This window comes from Pseudoalteromonas sp. L1 (genome assembly GCF_021728095.1).
Classification (GTDB): Bacteria; Pseudomonadota; Gammaproteobacteria; order Enterobacterales; family Alteromonadaceae; genus Pseudoalteromonas.
In genome coordinates this window covers 570,427-591,786 of the sequence record NZ_JAKKCT010000002.1, presented here as the reverse complement: position 1 = coordinate 591,786, position 21,360 = coordinate 570,427, and the positions used below count along the sequence as shown (strand labels likewise).

Here is a 21,360-nt window from a genome sequence, read left to right as displayed (position 1 = left end):
AGTTTCCGCTGGGCTTTTTTATTGTTTTGCTTTCTTATATTGCGTAAGTAAAGCGAGTACATGCTGTTGACCAAATTGTGCTGCAAATGCTTCGGCGGTTTGCCCTGCTTTATTCGCATGCTCTGTGTCACAGTCTTGTTTCATTAACGTTTTAGCGATGCTAAATTCACCTCTAAAAATTGCGGCCATCAATGCGGTGTTGCCGCGTTTATCTTCAAGACACGCATTGGCGCCTAATGCTAACAGTTGGTTTACCGTTTGCTTGTGACCATGGTAAGTGGCAATCATCAGCGCGGTATAGCCTTTTTCATTAACACTGTTGATTGGTAATCCGGCCTCAACGAATTGTTCAATGATGTCGTTCTCTGCGGTTCGCGCAGCAGCAAAATAATAGGCAAGCAAGGTTTGATACTGTGTTTGTGAATCGGTTTGCTGATCAGCATTAACAGGGTTGCTTGTTAATAAAAAGCTCAGCAGTAGAAAAGCAAAAATACGCATAGTTAACTCCTAAAAAAGAGGAAGGGTATGCCTTCCTCATCAAGGTTGGGAGAGTGAATTAAAGTGAGTTTGCTAGTTTTTTCACGGTTGCTAGGTTACCGCCGACGGCTTTGGTTAAGCGCGTACCGTATTCGCTGTCTGCTTTGTAAAAGTGACTGAGCATAATGTGCTTTACCTTGCTATCTTTTACCTTCCCTAAATCACCCGCTAAGTTGTTGATCAGGTTAGTACGCTGTTGCTTAGTAAAGCTTTGATATAACACGCCAGCTTGAGCAAAGTTTTGCTGCTTTTTAATCGCTGCTTGTTGAACATAGCCAGCCAGCTTCGTTTGAGCCTTACGAGCAATTGGATTTTCTTGCACGTTTTCATGGCTTGGCTGATAGTTCACATTGCTGGTGGTATGGCCAAAGTTCATCGCACCGTCTTGGTTGTAATTAACCACTTCTACTTTGGCGCGGTTAATTGGCAACTGCTGGTGGTTTGCACTTAGGCGATACATTTGGGTGTCGGCATATGAAAACACACGACCTTGTAATAAACGATCTTCTGATGGTTCAATACCCGGAATGATATTCGCAGGGGCCATAGCGACTTGTTCTGTTGCTTGGAAGAAGTTGCCCGGCATACGGTTTAGTGTCATGGTACCCACTTTGGTCTCTTTAACACCTAACCACATTTTTGTTGCATCTAATGGGTTGTAATCAAAGTCATCCAGTTCAGATGGGTCTAGTACTTTGATATATAAATCCCATTTCGGGAAATTACCGTTATTGATTTCTTGGTACAGATCACGGGTTAAATGCTGAAAATCTTTCCCTTGTACTTCAGTAACTTGCTTAGCATTTAAGTTTTCAATGCCTTGCTGGCTAAGCCAGTGAAATTTTACGTATTTTACGTCACCGTCTTTGTTGATCATTTTATAAGAATGCACCCCAAAGCCATCCATTTTACGCAGACTTGCTGGTGTTCCATGGTCACTGTAAACCCATGTCAGCATATGTGTTGAACCTGGTTCATGTGAGAAAAAATCAAAAAAGCGATTTGGATCTTGAATGTTATCAACTGGAGATGGTTTTAATGAATGCACCATATCTGGAAATTTAATTGCATCACGAATAAAGAACACCGGTAAGTTATTACCCACTAAGTCCCAGTTACCTTGATCTGTATAAAACTTAGTAGCAAAACCGCGTGGGTCACGAAGAGTTTCTGGGCTACCTTTACCGTGAATAACCGATGAAAAACGAACGAATACCTCTGTTTCTTTGCCTGCTTGTGCAAACGGCGCAGCAATGGTTAGGTCTTCAAGGTTTTTACTCGCAACAAACACACCATGTGCACCTGTACCACGAGCATGAACAACACGCTCAGGAATACGTTCGCGAGCAAAGCGTTGCAGTTTTTGAATTAGATGAACGTCTTCAAGTAAAACGCTGCCACGTGGGCCAGCTGTTATAGAGTTTTGGTTATCACCCACGGCTGCACCATTGTCTTTGGTAAGTGTTGCAGCGGATGCAGGAAGGCTGATAGCAAGAGCAAGTGCGCTTAAAGTCAGTGTGCGATTAAATTTCATAATAAACCTCTTCATAAGTCACCAAGGTATTGGCGTTTTGTTGCAGCCATTATATGAAGGCGTTTTAATTTGGTAAAACTGATTGTTTCTATTAAGGTGATAGTTAAAATCTATCAATTGGGTTTTAATTTCATTTGTATTACAAAATGAAGTTTTCGCTAAAACTGTGTATAATTTGCGCCCTTTAAATTATCTGTTTACGTGTCGTATTAATGTGGGGTTGTGAATGAAAGCATTGCTGAGACAGCATGGTGTAATTTTTATTCTTCTAAGTATGCTAACAGGGTTAATGGGAGCATTTGTTAACCCGTTGATGAGCTTATTCATTGTCGAAGGGCTGCAAACACCGCCCGTATATTTGGGTGTTTATATGGTGGCGGTCACCATTACTGGGTTAGTTATTAGTCAGTGGCTGGGTGGCATGGCTGATAAAGGCACCAGTGCGCGTAAGTTATTTATGGTGGCTGTATCAGGTATGGTGTGTGCGTTAGTGATCTTTGCTAATGCCACTGCATTTTGGCAAGTCCTGCTCGCAGGCGTGTTATTTCTCGCTATGGGCAATGCGGCAATTCCGCAAATGATGACCGTGGCAAGACAATGGGCAGGGCGTCAACAGAACATCGACATTACCAGCTTTAATTCGCGTTTACGTGCTGCTATTTCCTTTGCTTGGGTGGGCGGTCCGCCGCTTGGTTATTTGTTAGCTGCGGGAGGTGAGTTTAGCCGCTCGTTTTATTTTGCTGCGGTGTGTGCATTGGTTGCACTTATCTTTGCATTTAAGTTTATTCCTGACTACAGCACTAAAAAAACACAACACGCTTTAGAGCCAGCAGAAGCAACAAGTTTATCATTTTGGTTGTTAGGCTTAGCCATTATGCTTGGTTCAACGGGCAATATTATGTATTCATCGGCACTGCCGCTTTATAGCATTACTGAACTAGGATTTGCTGAACATACGCCTGGGCTGTTTATGGGTGTAGTGGCACTGTTAGAAATTCCTATCATGCTGTATGGAGCAAAGCTTGCTAAAAAATACAGTAAAGTCTCGATGCTTGCCTTCGCATTTTGTTGTGCCATTGTATTTTATTTAGGGGTGTTTTTTGCCACTCAAGTATGGCATTTAATCGCGTTGCAAGTTTTAAATGGGCTGTTTTACGGTATTTTTGCGGGCATTGGCTTAACCGTATTACAAGATCAGCTCCCAGAGCGGATAGGGTTCACCTCTGCGTTTTATACCAACGCAATTAAACTTGGTGTTATGTGTGGGGCAGGGTCTACAGGGGTTATTGCACAGTTTTATAGTTTTAGATTCGCAACCCTTGGTTCTATGCTAGCTGCAAGCTTGGCACTAGGGTGTTTGCTGTTGTTTAAGCTAGTTAAACATAAAGAATTAACTGCAAAACAAACATTGTTATCTCAGACTGCTATTTAACGAAAAAGCCCAGTAAATGCTGGGCTAAAACGAGGGAGGAGCGTGATTAATAAAAAGAGTATTTTAAAGTAAGCGACGTTGTACGGCCGTTAATAGTACGGGCACGGATAATGTCGTTATCTGGTACTGAGCCTTCTTCTGCTTCTGTGATACCTACGGTGTCGAACAGGTTGTTCACGTTAAGCGAAAGGCTTAAGTTTTCAGATAGATTGTAACTTACAAAACCATTCACTTGTGTATAGCCATCGAACTCAAGGTCGTTACTGTCTTGTGCGTAAGCATCCGTTGTACCAATAAAGCTTAGACCAGCAGCACCTTTGTCAAAGTTGTAAGTTGCCATTAGTGAGTAAATAAGGTCAGCTTGACGACGTGGTGTATTACCGACTAACTCTGGCGATAACGCATCTTTAGCAATTTCTGCGTCTGTCCAAGTAAAGTTACCACGGAAATCCCAATCACCAATATAGTAGGTTGATTCAACCTCAATACCTTTAGCTTCATACTCGCGGTCAAAGAATTTTTGTGATGTTGCTTCAAAGTTTTGCTCTTCAGTTTCTGCGTAGAATGCTGTTGCAAAAACTGATAATGAATCAAAACGTTTTTTCACACCGATTTCGTATTGGTTTACTTCATCAATTGCATCCGCTTCGGCAACCGAACCATCTGCTTCTACTTTACCGAATAGTAAGCGGTCTGCATTTGCACGGCCGCCTTTACTTAAGCGGGTAAATGTCGCAAAGCTTGGATCAATTTGGTAGTTCGCACCAATTGAGTATGAGGTGTAGTGCCAGTCGTAGTTAACAATGCTTGGGTTCGCGTTATCAATACCAACAACACTTTGCTCAGGAATTGAGATGGTACCGTCGCCATTCATATCAATTGTTGATGTTACGGCACCTGCGTAGTTACCGCGTGCTTCGCCTGAATCATAACGAGCACTTGCATCAATGCTTAAATCACCAAACTTAGTGGCTAAGTTAATGTAAGGTGCGCGTGTTTCGTATTCTGTATCGTAGTTACGTTGACAGCAGTTACCCCAGTAAGGTGTGCCATAAGCATACAAGCCATTATCTGAGTAGCTGTCGCCATTTGCAGCGTAAACGTCAAGCAATGCAGCGTTGTCGCCTTTAAGCTCCATAACATATGAGTTCCAAAGCCACGACATATCAATTGATTGGCTTGATGCAAAGTAACCAAATGTAACACTAGTGTCATCAGAGAACGACTTAGTTAGCTTAAGGTCATTAACTATTGAACCCATGTCGTTTAGCGTTACATCGAATGTGTGAATACGCATTGCTAAATCGTCATCGCCATAGGCTTCGCCTCCATTGGCATATACAAGTGATGCACCATCACCAGCAATACTAGAAGCGATAGAGCTTGCAGATGCAACTTCTGCAGGAATAAGAGAAATAAAGTTACCGCTTACTGATGATGTTCTAAAGCGGTTTTCGATACGCCAGTCGTTTTCTAAATCAAATGCCGCCTCAAAACCCACTGAGGTAACAACTGGGTTCATACCGTCAGTCATATCGCCCGTGCTGATTTGGTTATCACCATTTAAACGCAGAGTTTGTGTGAAAAGCGCTGAATGCGGTGTATCTGATTGCGCATCAAAACCTGGGATTGAGTCACCATTTGAATACATAGGCATAGGTAGATAACCTACGCTTTTATCATCAAGGTGTTTAAAGTAAACACGCACATAACCGGCATCAAACTCTTTGGTTAGGTTTGCCTTAATTTGGCCGCCTTTATTAGATGTATAACCAGTTTCACGGGGGCCTTCACCTTGGCGAACAAAGCCACCAATGTGATAGCGCACACTGTCGTTTAAATACGTACCATACTCAAAGTCTGTACGAATTGAGTCATAATCAAGGCCAACCGTTGTTGATACACTACCTGATTCGTTCTCACCCGTTTTTGAAATAAAGTTGATGATACCCCCAGGAGCATCACTTGCTGCTGTTGAGGCTGAGCCACCACGGATTGATTCAACACTTTGTACTGTTGAATCTAAGCGCATGAAAATATCTGCGTTACCAAAGGCAATATCGCCAAACTGCATAACAGGTAAGCCATCTTCTTGCAGTTGCAAGAATTTAGCACCGCCCGATGCAACCGGTAAGCCACGTACCGCGATATTCGCGTTACCTTCACCGCCCGTCGATTCTGAGCGCACACCAGGGATTGTTCTGAAGGCTTCTGCAGTAGAACGAGGTGTTGATACTTCAATTTCAGCTAATGTCACACTGCTAACCGATGAGCTTGATGCCATGATAGTTGTGCGGCGTGGTACACCTGTTACAACGATTGTTTCAAGGCCACTTTTTTTGGCCTCTGGTTGTGCTTGCTCTTCGGCGTGTAAGTTTTGGCTTATTGCTAATGCAAGCGCGCTTAATGTGTAAAGGGCATGTTTGTGTGTTGTCATAATGTGCCTCGTCTCAATCCCAGATGGTTTGTTGTCTTAATCGATTAAGTAAAGATAACAATAATTTTACACAGTGCAAGTCTTTTTAGCAGGAAACTTGCACAATTTATGTTCGATAATTGATTTTTAACGATTTTTATTTAGTGACTTAGTGCACTGTGTTGCGCTAACGCTTGCTCAGCAGGGTTACGTAAGTAGTTATATAGCATGGCTAAAAACAATAAACATGCGAAGCCTGTAGCGAGATAAAAGCCGTACCGAATGTGGCCAAAATAATCACTGATCACACCCATTAATAATGGGCCTGCAGCAGCCGAAAGGGCGGTAAAAAACAAAATAACCCCAGCAACAGCACCGTGCTGTTGCACCGCAAAACAAGAAATACCTTTTGAGTTTAAAGTTGGGTAGATCATTGACATGAACAGCCCTGATAAGGGTAATAAGAATACAGCCCAATCAACGCCACCAAAAATTAAACCTAAATAACACAGTGCGATCCCTAAGCTTAAATACAGCATCGCCGCTTGCCAGCTTAAGTGATTTAACAGCCACACCGCTAAGAAACGCCCCGCAGCGCGTAAAATGAAAAATAAAGTCAGTGCATAGGTTGCCAGCAATTGCCACGGGCCAATGTAGTCGCCAAGCAGAGTAGGCATCCATACGTATATTGCCACTTCGGTTGCAACATAAAGAGCAATCGCTAACGAAAAGCCAAGTGCATAAGGATTTTTCATCATGCTCATGGTGGTTGCAAGAGAGGCAGGTTTTGCGTGTTCTTCAAGCTTTTTAGGTTTAGGGTAATCTGCACGCCAAGCAATTAAGGTTAGAACTAAGCATAAAACCCCAGCGATAACATAAAGGTATGTCCAGCTTACTTGTTGGGTGATCAAAAAGCTGACAAGGGCAGGGCCTACAATAGCGCCAACACCAAAGAAGCCTTCGACCAAATTCATGGTTTTTGTATGCTCTAAATTGTTTGTAGAAATATCACCTAACAGCGCCAAAGCACCGGTTTTAAATAGGCCAATTGCAAGACCAATACAGCTAAGCAGCACTACAAATATGCTAAAACTGCTGCTAACGGCAAACAGAAAACAGCAAATAGTGAAGATGCCGAGTCCTAGTATGATGGTTTGCTTGCGCCCAAAACTGTCGGCCAAAAAACCTAAAAATAAGCCGCTAAAGGCAATAAGTGCCATAGGCGCATAATGGAAAGCACTGGCTTGGGTCATAGTTAAATTAAATTCTTCGATAAGCTCAGGAATAATCATACCAACCGCATCAGAGGTCATCGCAAACATAAAAAACATCATGTATGTCAGCCATCTAATGGTTTGCAAAGGATCGTGTGTTCTATTCATTGTTGTATCCCCACCGAAAGGTCTGCGCCTTTACTATGTATATTAGTGTATAAAAACGATAAAAACTGCTTGAATAATTTGCTGTCGTGGTTAAAGATATATCTTAATCGATTAAGTTTCAACTTGGTATTAACAATTATGATCAACAATAAAGTGCAATTAATCACCTATGCAGACCGTATTACTGGTCAAGGTATTGATGAATTAAGTAATTTATTAAATGGCCCACTTAACAATGTGTTTGCAGGTGTACATTTGTTGCCATTTTATAACCCGATTGATGGCAGTGATGCTGGCTTTGATCCTATTGATCATAGTGAAGTCGACTCGCGTCTTGGTAGCTGGGACGATATTAACGTGCTTGGTGCAAACTATGACTTAATGGCTGACTTAATTGTTAATCATGTTTCAGCACAATCTTTCCAATTTAAAGATGTGCTAGCTAAAGGTAAACAGTCTGAATTCTGGGATTTATTTCTAACCAAAGACGATGTATTCCCACATGGTATGTCTGAGGCTGAGCAACAAGCGATTTATCGTCCGCGTCCGGGGAGTTGTTTTACACCTATTGCCTGTGGTGATGGGCAAACCTATGATTTTTGGACCACATTTACCGATAATCAAATTGATATTAATGTTAAATCAACGGCGGGTATCGAGTATTTAAATATGGTGCTTGGCAAATTTGCTGATAATAATGTCAACATTATTCGTTTAGATGCGGCAGGCTATGCGATCAAAGAAGCTGGCACAAACTGCTTTATGTTGGATGAAACCTTTGAGTATTTAAATAAGCTTTCGGCGCAAGCAAATGAAGCAGGTATGGAAACCATTGCCGAGATCCATAGCCATTTCCAAACTCAGGTTGAAGTCGCAAAGCGTGTAAATATGGTTTATGACTTTGCTTTACCACCCCTTATTTTACACAGTTTGTTTAGCAATGATGCGCAAGCCTTATTGAACTGGCTAACCATTTCGCCGCGTAACTGTTTAACGGTACTCGATACCCATGATGGCATTGGCATCATTGACGCAGGCCCAATGGGTGATAAACCGGGTTTATTAAATGCAGCAGAAATTGATAACTTGGTTGAAACCATTCATGAAAAGAGTGAAGGGCAAAGCCGCCTAGCAACCGGTGCAGCAGCAAGTAATGTCGATTTATATCAAGTAAACTGCACTTACTACAATGCCTTGGGTGCGGATGACTTTGATTACTTATTAGCGCGTGCAATTCAGTTCTTCGCGCCAGGTATTCCGCAAGTTTATTATGGTGGCCTGTTCGCTTGTGAAAACGATATGGAATTACTGGCTCGTACCAATGTAGGTCGTGATATCAATCGCCCTTACTTAAATGCACAAGACATTGATGCTGCGCTTGCTAAACCTGTGGTGAAAGGTTTAATCAAGCTGATTCAATTACGTAATGAGCACCCAGCATTTAACGGTGAGTTTATTGCTAAAGGTGAAGGCAGTGTGTGCCGTTTAAGCTGGCATGATGATACCAGCTCAATCGAGTTGAAAGTTGACTTTGCTAGCCGTGAAGTGATTATAGTTGATCACCGTGAAGGCGAACAACGCATTGTTGATTTGGCTGACTTTTTAGCTTAACTACTTTGACCCAATTGCAGTTGATAGTCGATTTCGGCTGTTTGCTGCTCTTTCGATAGAAACAAGGTCGCAGCAATGCGGCCTTTTTCTTCGCTATTTTGATGGACAGTGGTGAGTTTTGGCACAAATCGTTGGCCTTCATCGATGCCATCAAAGCCAACAATCCTGACATCTTCAGGAATCGATAAGCCCATTTTTAATGCTTCGCGCATGGCGGCAAGGGCGATTAAATCACTCATGCACAACAACACGTTTGGCCTTGGTGTGCTGCTAAGCGCCTCTTTAGCGGCAATGCTAGCAAAGCGTTCGCTGCTTTCTGGAATATTCCATGTTCTATCATCGCCAAGGGTAACACCAGCATCGCTGATTGCTTGGTGATAACCGCGCAGTCGTTGATGAGCAATCGACTGACCTACTTCAAACTCATGATGTTCGTATACTCGGCATAATACGTCGTTATCGAGTAAACGCAGGCCTAAAATGGCAACCCGATCATCATTTTTTTGTAGTGCATGTTTGGCAATATCGAAACTGGCTTGTTGGTTGTTTACGTTTACTGAGGCATCGCGACCAATATTAAAATCAACCGTCACCACATGCTTGGCAACCTGTTTTAACTGCTCAACAAGTTGTTTATTACGCGGGCGACCATAACAAATAAAGCCATCAACAAAATCAACCACGCTATTGAGGTTATCATTGTTACCTGAAAATAATAAAAGATTAATGCCATTTTTTTCGAGTACCGCCGATACACCCCGCATAAAACTGCTAGCAACTGGATCTGACACCATATATTCAACGCTGTCTGGCAATACTAAAGCAACAATATTAAAGGTGCCTCGGCGTAATGATTGCGCCGCCTTGTTAGGACCAAAATAGCCGAGCTTTTTACAGGCAGCTAAAATCTCTTCGCGGCGTGCTTTCGATAATTGATCAGGACGATTAAACGCATTTGATACGGTGGCGTTTGAAACGCCTAACTCTTGGGCAATACTTTTCAGCGTCCAGCTTTTTGGCTTTGTCATTGTCGGTTCTTAATCGATTCACTTAATGGTAAATTACCATATAAAGAGTCGAAAAAAAGTGTTTTTAGTCATTAAATTAGGCGTACCATAAAAGAATGAGTTCGAGTATGAGAAAAAGGCGAATAGCGAGTGATTTCTAAGTTACCAAAATGGGTTGAGATTGGCGCATTTATTTTGGCGCTGGTGGCTGGGTGCGTAAATGCAGTTGGTTTACTTAGTTTTGAGCATCAAGCTGTATCGCATTTATCGGGGACTGCCACCTTGCTTGGCGCAGATCTTATGCAAGGTAATAGCCTTGATGCTTTGCATTTATTTGGTGTATTACTGTCATTTTTAGTCGGATCTGGTACTGCTGGGTTTTTACTGCATAGCTCAGCACTTAAACTAGGTCGTCATTACGACACGGCATTATTGATTGAGGCAGGGCTTTTATTGGGTGCACTTTGGTTACTGTTTAATGGCTCGGGCTACGGACACTTTTTAGCCTCTGCGGCATGTGGGTTACAAAATGCCTTGGCAACAACTTACAGTGGCGCAATTGTTCGTACCACCCATGTGACAGGTATCTTTACTGATTTAGGTATCATGTTTGGTCGGGTTTTACGTGGTGAGGCGCTTGATAAACGTAAGGCTAAACTGTTCGGCCTAATTATTATTGGGTTTATTTTTGGTGGCTTAGCGGGGGCATGGTTATTTGCAAAATTGAGCTTTGCGGCGCTTTATGTACCAAGTGCTATTTGTATTTTACTCGCCTTAACCTATCGCGTTTATTCTCATCGCAATCCAGAGCTTAATGATTAGCGATACTCTTAGGTGTTGCGCCAAAGGCTTGTTTAAACACTCGGCTAAAATGACTCGGGTTATTAAACCCTAATTGATAGCAAACTTGGCTAATCGCCTCACCTTTTTCGAGCAGTTTATAGGCTTTTTGTAAGCGTAGTTGTTGTTGCCAAAGAGCAGGTGTAACACCAAATGCCAGCTTAAATTGCTGATAAAACTTACTACGGCTCATACAGGCAATCTTACATAACACGTCGATATCGATATTCTCAGCAAGATGTTGTTCTAGGTAGCTAATTACTTGGCTCAGTGGGGTTGCAAGTTTACCTTGCTTGCAGCTTGCGATCATCAAATCTCGGCTTTGTTGCTGTAGCAAGCGGGTTATTAGCTCATTGAGTGATAAATCAATTAAGTAATCTCGGTGTTGTTCATTTTCGCTAAACAGAGTGATCATCCGTTCAAGCAGTTGTTGAGTTTGTAAGTTATGCTGGGTATGCACTAACTTCGCTTGATATTGGAAAAAGTCATCCTGGGTAATTTGTTGATTAAAATTAAGAGCATCAACTACTTGGCTGATTTTATCGGTACTGATTTCAATCGCTAAACAGGTTGTTGGTTGATTAAGAGACGCATTAGGAAAATCGATTAGCACCCCTTGCTCTGGGGCAAGTACAAATGACTGATTAGGTAAAAACTCTTTATGATAGTCACTGTCGGCAACATGCATGATTTTTTTACCGCTGATCATGCCACAGAACAGTAATTCAGTGGAATGTAGCGCCACTTTTTGCGCGTCTAAATAGGTGTCGTAAATGCTTAATTCAGCGTGCTCCCCAGCAAAACTTACTTTATTTTCAATAAGCACATCAATACGTTGGCGTTTTTTATTTGAGCGACTATTGGTGATTGATGTGTTCATTGTTGCCTCACTTTTCCTTATTTATGGACAGATAGTCAAAAAGTCTGGACTGAGAATCAAGTGCATTTTGTGTAACTGGGCTAACGTAAATCGTTAGCGGTTAAATAAACAATAACTCACCGCTTAAATAAAATACAACAATTTGAAGAGAGAACACATTATGATCTATGCAAATCCAGGTAGCGAAGGCGCTAAAGTCAATTTTAAGGCCCAGTACGAAAATTATATTGGTGGCCAATGGGTCGCTCCAGTAAAGGGGGAGTATTTTGAAAACATTAGCCCAGTGAATGGTAAAGTGTTTTGTAAAATACCTCGCTCATCAAAAGAAGATATCGAACTGGCACTTGATAAAGCCCATGATGCAAAAGCCGCATGGGGAACAACATCGGTCACGGAGCGCAGCAATATCTTGTTAAAAATAGCTGACCGCATTGAACTGAATTTAGAAATGCTGGCGGTTGCAGAAACCTGGGATAATGGTAAAGCAATTCGTGAAACACTTGCGGCAGACGTGCCTTTAGCGGCTGATCATTTTCGCTATTTTGCAGGCTGTGTGCGGGCTCAAGAAGGCTCAATTGGCGAGATAGACGAAACCACCGTTGCCTATCATTTTCATGAGCCACTGGGTGTAGTAGGGCAAATTATTCCTTGGAACTTCCCATTGTTAATGGCTGCGTGGAAGCTTGCACCTGCCCTTGCTGCAGGTAACTGTGTGATTTTAAAGCCAGCTGAGCAAACTCCTGCATCAATTTTAGTGTTACTTGAAGTGATTGGTGATTTATTACCAGCGGGTGTTTTAAATGTTGTAAACGGCTATGGTAAAGAAGCGGGTGAAGCGCTGGCAACAAGTCCACGTATTGCAAAAATTGCTTTTACAGGTTCAACGCCGGTGGGGTCACATATCTTAAAATGCGCCGCTGACAATATTATTCCATCAACGGTCGAGCTAGGTGGTAAATCGCCAAATATCTTCTTTAACGATGTAATGGAAAAAGACGATGAGTTTTTGAGTAAGGCCATTGAAGGGGCTGTACTTGCGTACTTTAACCAAGGCGAAGTCTGTACGTGTCCATCGCGTTTATTTATTCAAGAAGATATTTACGAGCAATTTATTGAACGTGTACTTGCTCGCACCTTACAAATTAAACGTGGTAACCCACTTGATACTGAAACCATGGTAGGTGCGCAAGCATCACAAGCTCAGTTTGATAAGATTCTAAGCTACATTGAGATTGGTAAAAAAGAAGGGGCTGAAGTGCTCGCTGGTGGTGAAGTCGAGCAATTGTCGGATGAGTTTAACGGCGGTTACTATATTCAACCAACGTTGTTAAAAGGCACTAACGATATGCGCGTGTTCCAAGAAGAGATTTTTGGTCCCGTTATTTCAATGTCGACTTTTAAAGATGAAGACGAAGCGCTAGCACTGGCTAATAGCTCAGAGTTTGGTTTAGGTGCTGGTGTGTGGAGTCGAAACATGAATCGTGCTTATCACTTTGGTCGTAAGATTGAAGCGGGCCGAGTGTGGACCAACTGTTATCACATGTATCCTGCGCATGCTGCATTTGGTGGTTATAAAAAATCAGGCATTGGCCGTGAAACTCATAAGCTCGCCCTTGATCATTACCAACAAACGAAAAACCTATTAGTTAGTTACAGCGAAAACCCGTTAGGCTTCTTTTAAATTCCCTTTCTTATTGTTGTCGAAGCTAACCAAACGCCACCTATATGTGGCGTTTTTTCTAAATAAGTTATTTGAATGGCATGCTTAATAGTGTTGTTAAATATGTATTTTGCTTTGTCGCTTTATATTGGCTCAAACCAATGTCTTGCAAGTCATCGCCCTTTATTGCCACGCTGCGATAGCTTGAAAATAGCTTATCCCACCAAACTAGGCTAAATCCGTAATTACTGTTGGTTTCATCGATGTTTGTACTATGGTGAATGCGGTGCAGTTTCTGGGTAATAATAAATAGGCGTAGGGCTTTTTCTCGCTTTTCAGATAAACAGATATTTGCATGATTAAATAGCGCAAAACCATTGAGTGCAACTTCAAAGATGAGTACGGCTACCGCTGGTACACCAAGCACTGTTATGGCGATGAGTTTAACAAGAATACTCAGGGCAATTTCTATTGGATGAAAGCGCAACCCCGTACTGGTATCAACGTGGCAATCAGCATGGTGAACTTTATGGAGCCGCCAGAGTAATGGGACTCGATGGAATAAACGATGCTGCCAGTAAATCAGCATATCTAACATTAATAAACTTAGTGGGATGCTTAACCACAGCGACAGCTCTAAATAGTTAAATAATCCTAGTGCTTGCTGGTGATTAAAATCAGCAAGGGCGGTAAGACTTACCGGCACCACTAAACGTGCAATGATAGAAGATACAATGACTAATGAAAAATTACCAAACCAGCGGTACCTTGCTGCAATAGGCGATAATCTTGCAGGTTTTTTCCATTCAAGTAACATCATAATGATTAATATGCTGAGAAAGCAGCCAACTCGCCAATATAGTTCATTTGTCATTGTTTAGCTCTTGGTGCTTTAGGGTTGAGTAACCACCATAGATGCGTGTAATAATAGTGATGGTGCAGGCTACAGCAAATAGGCTAGCTAATACAGGAAAGTAGCTAGGCCATAAGCACAGCGCTATAAACAAAGCGATGGTTTCACTCCCTTCGGTTAATCCATTAAGATAATAGAAGCTTTTGTTTTTGAATTGAGGCTTTTCTAGCTGAAACTTCTCAGCAGCAACTGCAAAGGCAAGAAAGCTTGATCCTGTGCCAGTAAAACTCACTAGTAAAATTGCGCCAGCAATCGCATTTTGTTGTGGGTCAGCCAAGATAAAACCGAAAGGGATCGCGGCGTAAAATAAAAAGTCGAGAGTAATATCTAAAAAACCACCAGAACTTGAGCTGGTATTGCTATATCGGGCCAGTGCGCCATCCAAACCATCAAATATACGGTTTAAAATGATAGCAGCGAGCGCCAAATTCCATAATTTAAAGGCAATAAAAGGAACGGCGAGTAGGCCTAGAATGAATCCAGTTAAAGTGAGTTGATCAGCCGTTACGCCTCGTTTATCCAATTGCGTAACAATCGGCATTAGTAGCGGTTTTATGACTGGTGTAATGTATCTATCAAGCATAGCGTTTTTCCAAGGTTGCTAAGTTAATAATATTCCCTCTGGCTGCTATGGCATCACTGTGATCATGCGTGACTATAATAGCGGGTAATTGATGTTCTCTGATTTGTTTAAAAACAATGTCACGAACTTCTTGGCGAAGCTCACTATCTAGTTTACTGAAGGGTTCATCAAGAAGGATGGCTTTTGGTTTACTTAATAAAACACGCAGTAGTGCCACACGAGCTTGTTGTCCGCCAGATAAGCTTGCTGGAGAGCGTTTTTCTAAACCACCTAAGCCAACTTTTTCTAAGGCAAGACTCACGTTTTCAAGGTCTTTCTTTTTGCTTAACTTAGGCATAGCAAATGCAATATTGCCCTCAACAGACAGATGTGGAAAGAGTAATGGGTCTTGATAGAGTAAGCCTATGTGACGCAAATGACAGGGAGTATGGGTAATATTTTGTTGGTTTAAGTAGAGATTACCGTGGGCACTAAACGTTGGTGGCAACATACCTGTTAGCCAATTAAGCAAGGTGGACTTTCCACTCCCTGATGGTCCCATAATGCTTAGGATCTCACCACCTTGAATAGATTCATTAAGTGAAAGAAGTGCTGTTTTATTACGCCAAATTGTGAGTTCTTTAATATCTAATGAGGAATACATATTAAGCCTTGTTTTGATATTTATAGACCAGCTTAGGAGTAAGCCAAGCAAGAACAAATGCTAGAGCTGGAAGCAGCATTTGTATGAGTGCGTACACTGAGCTGGTACGCCGACTTGCGCCACTGGCAAGCACCACAGCTTCTGTAGTAATTGTATTTATTTGCCCAGCGCCATTGAGTAACGTAGGTAAATATTGACTAAAACTAATTGCTAAGCCTAATGCAAAGGCGATGCATATAGGGGTAACTAGCATGGGTAATTTTACTTGCCAAAATACCTTAGCCGGAGGTTTTCCCAGACTTGCTGCCAAAATTGAAAAGCGGGAGTCAAAGCATCTGTAGCTACTTGCCAGTGACAAAAAAACATAAGGAAGTACAAATAGTAGATGGCTAAAGATAACGTTTATATAGGCATGATGACAGTTTATTTGCTCCTGCAACCAAACTAAACCAAATAAAAATGCAACGCTAGGAACAAGTAAAGGGAGATAAATAATAAAGCTGCTGAGGTGAGATAGTGCGTAGGCACGTTGTTGCTCAGCTTCTAATGTTACGAGCACAAGAATGATCGCAATCGCACTGGCAGCAAAGCCAATGTATAACGAATTTAACAGTGCAGGCTGTATATTAGTTAGCGCATTTTGCCAGTGGATTAATACAAGTTGATCAGGCAAAAACGCAGGGAAGCGCCAAAAACCAGCAAATGACCAAAGCACTAAGCCAAGTAAAGATAATAAAATACTAGCCACTAAAATAACCGTTACTATGCGAGTGAAGTGCATAATCGCATTACCAGCATAATCACGCTTTCTGTTAGTCACATAAAAATAAAACACGCGCTTCACTATTATTTCTAACAGCCACCAAATTATTAATAAAGTGGCGGTGAGCATAAGTTGGGCAATTGCGCCAGCCGAGGCTTTAATACGTAACGTTAAATCAACGTCGTTAAACCAGTTAATGATAGCCACAGAGAGAGTTGGCGGTGCATTAGGACCTAAAATTAATGGGATCTCAACACTGGCACTGGCATAGGCCAACACAGCCAAAACAGGAAGGCGAATATAAGTGTATAAATTAGGCAGTACCACTTTAAAAAATGCAGTCATAGGGCAGTAGCCAAAGCTCATGGCAACTTTGTGTTGAGCGCGCAACTTTGCACCTAAATCAGCTTGAGCAAATGCAGCTAAGGCCATCAACAATAAAAAGGGGAGCTCTTTTAGCGTAAGCCCCAAAATCATGCTTACCCCCCATATATCATGAGGGAGTAGCCAGTCTGGCGGTAATTCCCAACCAGTTAACCAAGGAGAGAATAGCCGTGAAATAAAACCCGAAGGGGTAATTAAAAAGCTAATCGCAATAGCTGCTGCGGCATGAGGTATAACTAAAATAGGGCCTAATAAGCGTTGAATTCGTTTCAGCCATGGGCTGTTAAAAAAACAAGCGAGAATCAATATGGTCATTGTAAGTGCCAATAATGTACTAATCAGTGCGCTGCTGGCACTGAGAAATAACATATGGCTAAAACCATCAGTTTGTATCAAGGCATTAAAACCCTGTAAAGAGAATTCTTTCATGCCCAAAGCTGGAAGGTAACCAAAAGCAGGTAATAGCACACCGATTAGTCCCCCTATAACAGGTATAACTAATAAGGCGACCAAGAGTGTTGGGCTAAGCTTAATTAAGCGCGTGAATGTGTCATGAGTTTTAATCATTACTTACTGTACCGCGGTTGTAGGTGCCATAGCGTAATTGCCATTGTTGGTTTATTAATGTGCTCCAACTTGGATGTGGCTCAGCTAATGCCGGACTTTGATTGTTTGTAGTTAAGCTACTTGGGTGAGGGGCTTGTTGACTGAAAAGTGCAGCTTGCTCTTTCGAGAGTAAAGATAAATCAAGCACCGTGTTGTCTCCCCAGTTAGCGGGTTGTTGCTTTTGGGCTTGTGCTTGAACACTTAACATAAAATTGGCGACTAATTTTGCGCTTTCGCTGTGGCTTGCGTTATACGCAATAGCAACAAAGTGTGTATTACTTAAGCTGCCGTCATGCATTGCGTAACTTCTAGTCGCTAGGGGTAAATCATATCGTTCAACAGCGGCTGGTATTTCTGCGGCTGAAAATGTGAGTGATAAGCTAAGCTCCATATCGCTTACCAAGCGCTTTAATGCTGCGCTGTTTTGTACAAAAAAAGTACCTTTTCGCCATAAAGTTGGGTGTAATTCGTCTAAGTATTGCCATAAAGCGGGCAATAACTGTGCTGCACTTTTCTCAGTGGCAGGTTGATAAAGTAAGCTGCGTTGCTCTGTCGGTGTTAAGTTTATAAGCGCATATTTTAAAAAACTCACCCCGATAAAGTCGGGTGGTTTTGAATACGTAAAGCGACCTTTATTTTTTGTACTCCAGTTTAAAAGCTGTTTTAAGTTTTTAGGGGGATGAATAACGGTTTTACTATCATAATAAAACGTGAGTGAGGCTTGCCCCCAAGGTGATTCCATACCTTGCGTAGGTAATCCAAAATCGTGAGTGACAGCAGGGTTTTTTGCCGGATTTGTTAGGTAGAAATTGGGAAGTTTAGTTGCCCAATCTGTTTTTAATAACCCGTGTTTACTCATAGCGGCAAAATTAGCACCATTAATCCATATAAGATCTACTTTACCTTGAGTGTGGTTACCGGCTGACTTTTCTGCAAGCACTCGGCTTACCGCTTCACTGGTGTCTGCAAGTTTAATGTGAACTAAGTCAATGTTGTACTGCTGTTTAACCTGCTTACCAAGCCACTGAATGTAGCTATTAATCTGTGCATCACCACCCCAAGCATGAAAGTAAACAGGTTTATTTACCCCTTCATTTACTGTTGTTTGCCAGCTTTGAGCATGGCCTAAAACCGAATAAGCCATGCTTGCTAAAAACAATAAAAAACGAATTAATGTAGGTTGATCACTGAGTATCATTAAGTGCCCAATCGTAATCTAAAAACTTAATAGCCACCTTGTTTGCTTTTATTTTAGCTATCTGATTATTTGTTAAATTTAATGCGTCTGAGTAAAGCAATATAAATTCACTCAGCGAGTGGGCTCCTCTAAAGCTTTGCTCAAAGTCTTCTTTGTACCACTTAAAAATAGACGATAAGTGAAGTTTATCTTCATTTATATAGTTGCGCGTTGTGTCTGCTAAAAAGCGTGTTGTTTGCTCTTCTAGCTGTGCATCAAGGTGAGTGGCGTTATAGGCTTCACCGCGCAGAGCTGGGCAGCCGATGCTGGCACAATTTACAGCAAAGTGTATGCGTGGTTCTTTATAAGTATCACTCCCTCTGATTAAAGTATGCTCTATGTTATCTAAGCTGCGTGTTTCACCTAATAAAGGGATAAACTCTTTACTCCAAGGAGAGCTAAAGAAACTGCCAAGCTCTTTTATGGAATCAATTTTTGGATACCGAGTTAAAATAAGCTCAATGGTCCACGCATTATAAGCATTGATTAAAAAGGCCAACTGTTTGGACTTTGGCCATGCGTTAAATTCTGCTTGGCTTACTTGAGAAAGTGCACTTAAGTAGCTGCGCAATTGAGTTTGGTCGGCCTTAAATCCCGCATAATCAACTTGCGTATTCGTAGCGTTATTAATTGCAACGACATGCTTGATAAGTAATGCCTGCCAAACAGAGTGTAACGATGCTTCTTCTTGGGCTGGGTTATCCTTTGCCGTGGCATTGCTAATAATAGTAAGTAAAATTAAAAAACCAATAAAGCGTATAAATTTCAGCATATTAACCTCTTCGCCAAGTGTGATACTTTTCAAGTAAGTTGAGTACTTTTTCGGGGGCGTGGGCACGCTTCCACTCGCCTGCAATATATTTATTTCCTTCGGCCCATGTTGGGTAGCTGTGAATAGTGCCAAGTATCTTATTCAGGCCTAGACCATGTTTCATTGCGAGGACAAATTCAGCAATTAAGTCACCCGCATGCTCAGAAACAATAGTGACGCCTAGAATTTTATCTTTACCTTTAGGTGTAATTACTTTGATGAAGCCATTCGTTGCGCTTTCTGTGATGGCACGGTCTAGTTCTGCAAACTCAAAACGAGTTACTTCGTAGTCTAGATTTTGTGATATTGCATCTTGTTCATTGAGCCCAACACGGGCGACTTCAGGGTCGATAAATGTCGTCCAAGGGATAACACGATAATCGACTTTGAACTTTTTAAAGTGGCCAAATAAACCATTAACCGCGGCATACCAACCTTGATGCGCAGCAACATGGGTAAACTGGTATGGACCAACAATATCACCCGCGGCAAAAATATTAGGGTAAAGGGTTTCGAGATAGTCATTGGTTTGAATAGTGCGGTTGGTTTCAATGCCTAACTCTTCAAGGCCGTAACCTGTTAAGCGAGCACTTCGACCCACAGCGCATAGTAACTCATCGTACTCAATGTCGAACTCTTTCTCTTGGTGCTGAACAACCAAGTATTTTTTGTTGTTACGAACTTCGCATCGAAGTGCTTGGTGGTTGGTCAATACATTAACGCCACTGCTTTTCAGTGCTTGAGTAGCAAATTCAGAGACTTCTAAATCTTCTTTTATCATGATCCGCTCAGCCATTTCTACTTGTGTGACCTGCGAACCAAGTCGAGCGAAGCTTTGCGCAAGCTCTGAACCAATTGGCCCACCGCCTAACACAACGAGCTTTTTGGGCGGCTCATCTAACTGAGCAAATTTACTCCAAAGCGTATCACTGGTGACATAACCTGCCTCTTCCAAGCCTGGTAAAGGTGGAACAAACGGACGAGCACCCGTAGCAATCACAATTGTTCGTGCACTAAGAGTTTGTTTACCACCTGTACTTAAAGCAATTTCAACCGTCCATGGATCGATTAATTTGCCATAACCTTTAATAACTTCAACGCCCAGTTTAGTGTATCTTTCAACACTGTCGTGAGGGGCAATATCGGCAATAACTTGGTGTACTCGAGCCATCACCTTTTTGAATGAAAAGGTTGCACTGCTTTTTTCTAAGCCATACTTGTCAGCTTGTTGAAATTGTTCAACAATTTTAGCACTTTTTATAATCGCTTTACTGGGCACACATCCGTAGTTTAAGCAGTCACCACCCATTTCACCTGCTTCAATTAATGTCACTTTTGCTTTTACGGCAGCTGCTATATAACTGGTTACTAATCCGCCGGCACCGGCACCTATGACAATCATGTTGCGATCAAATTGCTTTGGTTTTGAAAAGTTCTTATAGATTCTGCGCTTTTTGATGGTATTTAATAACGCTCTGGCTATAAAAGGAAAAACACCTAATAGAGTAAAAGACAAAATTAAGTTAAACGATAAGATTCCAGATAAGCTTTCTATCTGCGCTAGTTGTGTACCCGCGTTTACAAAGACAAACGTGCCTGCCAACATACCTAGCTGACTTACCCAAAAGAAAGTCCAGGCTTTAATCGCCGTTACACCCATTAAAAGGTTAATGAGAAAGAAAGGGAAAATAGGTACAAGACGTAGCGTAAATAAATAAAAGCTACCTTCTTTTTTAACACCTGCATCTATGGCTGTAAGGCGCTCTGGGAAACGCAATTTTATTGCGTCACGCAGTAAATAACGAGAAACCAAAAATGCGATTGTTGCACCCACAGTTGAAGCAAATGAAGCGATAAGTAGACCTTCAATGAGGCCGAATAACGCACCCGCTGCCAGCGTTAAAATTGTTGCACCTGGCAGTGACAGTGCAGTAACGACAACATAAAGTAAAAAAAACGCGCCTATCACTAATAGTGGTGATTGTTCACGCCACTGACTAAATTGATCCATCGAACCTTTTAAGCCATTCAGTGTTAATAACTGATGTAAATCGAAATAGAAAAATGCAGTAACGGCAATTAAGACGCCGACGAGTAAGATTATTTTCTTTAACATGAGTA

Annotated in this window: 17 protein-coding genes; 4 read left to right on the top strand and 13 right to left on the bottom strand. The window is 41.8% G+C overall.

What is annotated here, in order from left to right; genetic code table 11:
* Positions 1-18: 18 nt before the first annotated feature.
* Positions 19-498 carry an ankyrin repeat domain-containing protein gene (locus L3V38_RS08770; protein ID WP_237119132.1) on the bottom strand — a complete coding sequence of 160 codons (480 nt, stop codon included), beginning with the start codon at positions 496-498 and terminating at the stop codon, positions 19-21.
* A gap of 58 nt (positions 499-556) precedes the next feature.
* Entirely contained in the window at positions 557-2,071 is a 1,515-nt protein-coding gene (locus tag L3V38_RS08765) for a catalase (RefSeq protein ID WP_237119131.1), read from the bottom strand.
* A 226-nt stretch (positions 2,072-2,297) separates the two neighbouring features.
* Between L3V38_RS08765 and L3V38_RS08760 the strand changes: the two genes are divergently transcribed.
* Positions 2,298-3,503 (top strand): sugar efflux transporter, encoded by a 1,206-nt coding sequence (locus tag L3V38_RS08760; RefSeq protein ID WP_237119130.1) that lies wholly within the window; start codon positions 2,298-2,300, stop codon positions 3,501-3,503.
* Positions 3,504-3,549: 46 nt separating this feature from the next.
* Here L3V38_RS08760 and L3V38_RS08755 read toward each other — a convergent pair whose 3' ends face one another.
* Together L3V38_RS08755 and L3V38_RS08750 are read right to left on the bottom strand one after the other, a co-directional pair.
* Positions 3,550-5,940 carry a TonB-dependent receptor gene (locus L3V38_RS08755; protein WP_237119129.1) on the bottom strand — a complete coding sequence of 797 codons (2,391 nt, stop codon included), beginning with the start codon at positions 5,938-5,940 and terminating at the stop codon, positions 3,550-3,552.
* Positions 5,941-6,080: 140 nt separating this feature from the next.
* Entirely contained in the window at positions 6,081-7,301 is a 1,221-nt protein-coding gene (locus L3V38_RS08750; RefSeq protein ID WP_237119128.1) for an MFS transporter, read from the bottom strand.
* 138 nt (positions 7,302-7,439) lie between these two features.
* On the opposite strand from L3V38_RS08750, the gene gtfA reads away from it, so the two are divergent.
* Complete coding sequence (gene gtfA / locus L3V38_RS08745; RefSeq protein WP_237119127.1) at positions 7,440-8,912, top strand: sucrose phosphorylase; 1,473 nt, start codon at positions 7,440-7,442, stop codon at positions 8,910-8,912.
* Here gtfA and L3V38_RS08740 read toward each other — a convergent pair.
* A complete protein-coding gene (locus L3V38_RS08740) occupies positions 8,909-9,940 on the bottom strand; it encodes a LacI family DNA-binding transcriptional regulator (RefSeq protein ID WP_237119126.1) in 1,032 nt (343 codons plus the stop codon). The genes gtfA and L3V38_RS08740 overlap by 4 nt on opposite strands.
* 129 nt (positions 9,941-10,069) lie before the next feature.
* On the opposite strand from L3V38_RS08740, the gene L3V38_RS08735 reads away from it, so the two are divergent.
* On the top strand, positions 10,070-10,741 hold the full coding sequence (locus tag L3V38_RS08735; RefSeq protein WP_237119125.1) for a YoaK family protein: 672 nt from the start codon (positions 10,070-10,072) through the stop codon (positions 10,739-10,741).
* Here the strand turns inward: L3V38_RS08735 and L3V38_RS08730 are convergent.
* Positions 10,731-11,627, bottom strand: coding sequence for an AraC family transcriptional regulator (locus L3V38_RS08730; protein ID WP_130152418.1), 897 nt, complete (start codon positions 11,625-11,627; stop codon positions 10,731-10,733). The genes L3V38_RS08735 and L3V38_RS08730 overlap by 11 nt on opposite strands.
* Positions 11,628-11,799: 172 nt before the next feature.
* Between L3V38_RS08730 and L3V38_RS08725 the strand changes: the two genes are divergently transcribed.
* Entirely contained in the window at positions 11,800-13,320 is a 1,521-nt protein-coding gene (locus tag L3V38_RS08725) for an aldehyde dehydrogenase family protein (protein ID WP_237119124.1), read from the top strand.
* 67 nt (positions 13,321-13,387) lie between these two features.
* Here L3V38_RS08725 and L3V38_RS08720 read toward each other — a convergent pair whose 3' ends face one another.
* The 7 genes from L3V38_RS08720 to L3V38_RS08690 are packed head-to-tail and all read right to left on the bottom strand — an operon-like array spanning position 13,388 to position 21,355.
* Positions 13,388-14,173, bottom strand: a complete 786-nt coding sequence (locus tag L3V38_RS08720) for a sterol desaturase family protein (protein ID WP_237119123.1) — start codon at positions 14,171-14,173, stop codon at positions 13,388-13,390.
* Positions 14,163-14,795, bottom strand: a complete 633-nt coding sequence (locus L3V38_RS08715; protein ID WP_237119122.1) for a CDP-alcohol phosphatidyltransferase family protein — start codon at positions 14,793-14,795, stop codon at positions 14,163-14,165. The genes L3V38_RS08720 and L3V38_RS08715 overlap by 11 nt, the downstream gene beginning before the upstream one ends.
* Positions 14,788-15,438 carry an ATP-binding cassette domain-containing protein gene (locus tag L3V38_RS08710; RefSeq protein ID WP_237119121.1) on the bottom strand — a complete coding sequence of 217 codons (651 nt, stop codon included), beginning with the start codon at positions 15,436-15,438 and terminating at the stop codon, positions 14,788-14,790. Before L3V38_RS08710 ends, L3V38_RS08715 begins: the two co-directional genes overlap by 8 nt.
* Before the next feature lies 1 nt (position 15,439).
* Positions 15,440-17,152 carry an ABC transporter permease subunit gene (locus tag L3V38_RS08705; RefSeq protein WP_237119120.1) on the bottom strand — a complete coding sequence of 571 codons (1,713 nt, stop codon included), beginning with the start codon at positions 17,150-17,152 and terminating at the stop codon, positions 15,440-15,442.
* Positions 17,145-18,389, bottom strand: a complete 1,245-nt coding sequence (locus L3V38_RS08700) for an ABC transporter substrate-binding protein (RefSeq protein WP_267136334.1) — start codon at positions 18,387-18,389, stop codon at positions 17,145-17,147. Before L3V38_RS08700 ends, L3V38_RS08705 begins: the two co-directional genes overlap by 8 nt.
* The gene (locus L3V38_RS08695; RefSeq protein WP_237119119.1) at positions 18,376-19,200 is read right to left on the bottom strand and encodes a DUF547 domain-containing protein; all 825 of its coding nucleotides are present in this window, start codon (positions 19,198-19,200) and stop codon (positions 18,376-18,378) included. Before L3V38_RS08695 ends, L3V38_RS08700 begins: the two co-directional genes overlap by 14 nt.
* 1 nt (position 19,201) lies before the next feature.
* Positions 19,202-21,355: a bifunctional TVP38/TMEM64 family protein/FAD-dependent oxidoreductase gene (locus L3V38_RS08690; RefSeq protein WP_237119118.1), complete on the bottom strand. Its 2,154-nt coding sequence runs from the start codon at positions 21,353-21,355 to the stop codon at positions 19,202-19,204.
* Positions 21,356-21,360: the final 5 nt, after the last annotated feature.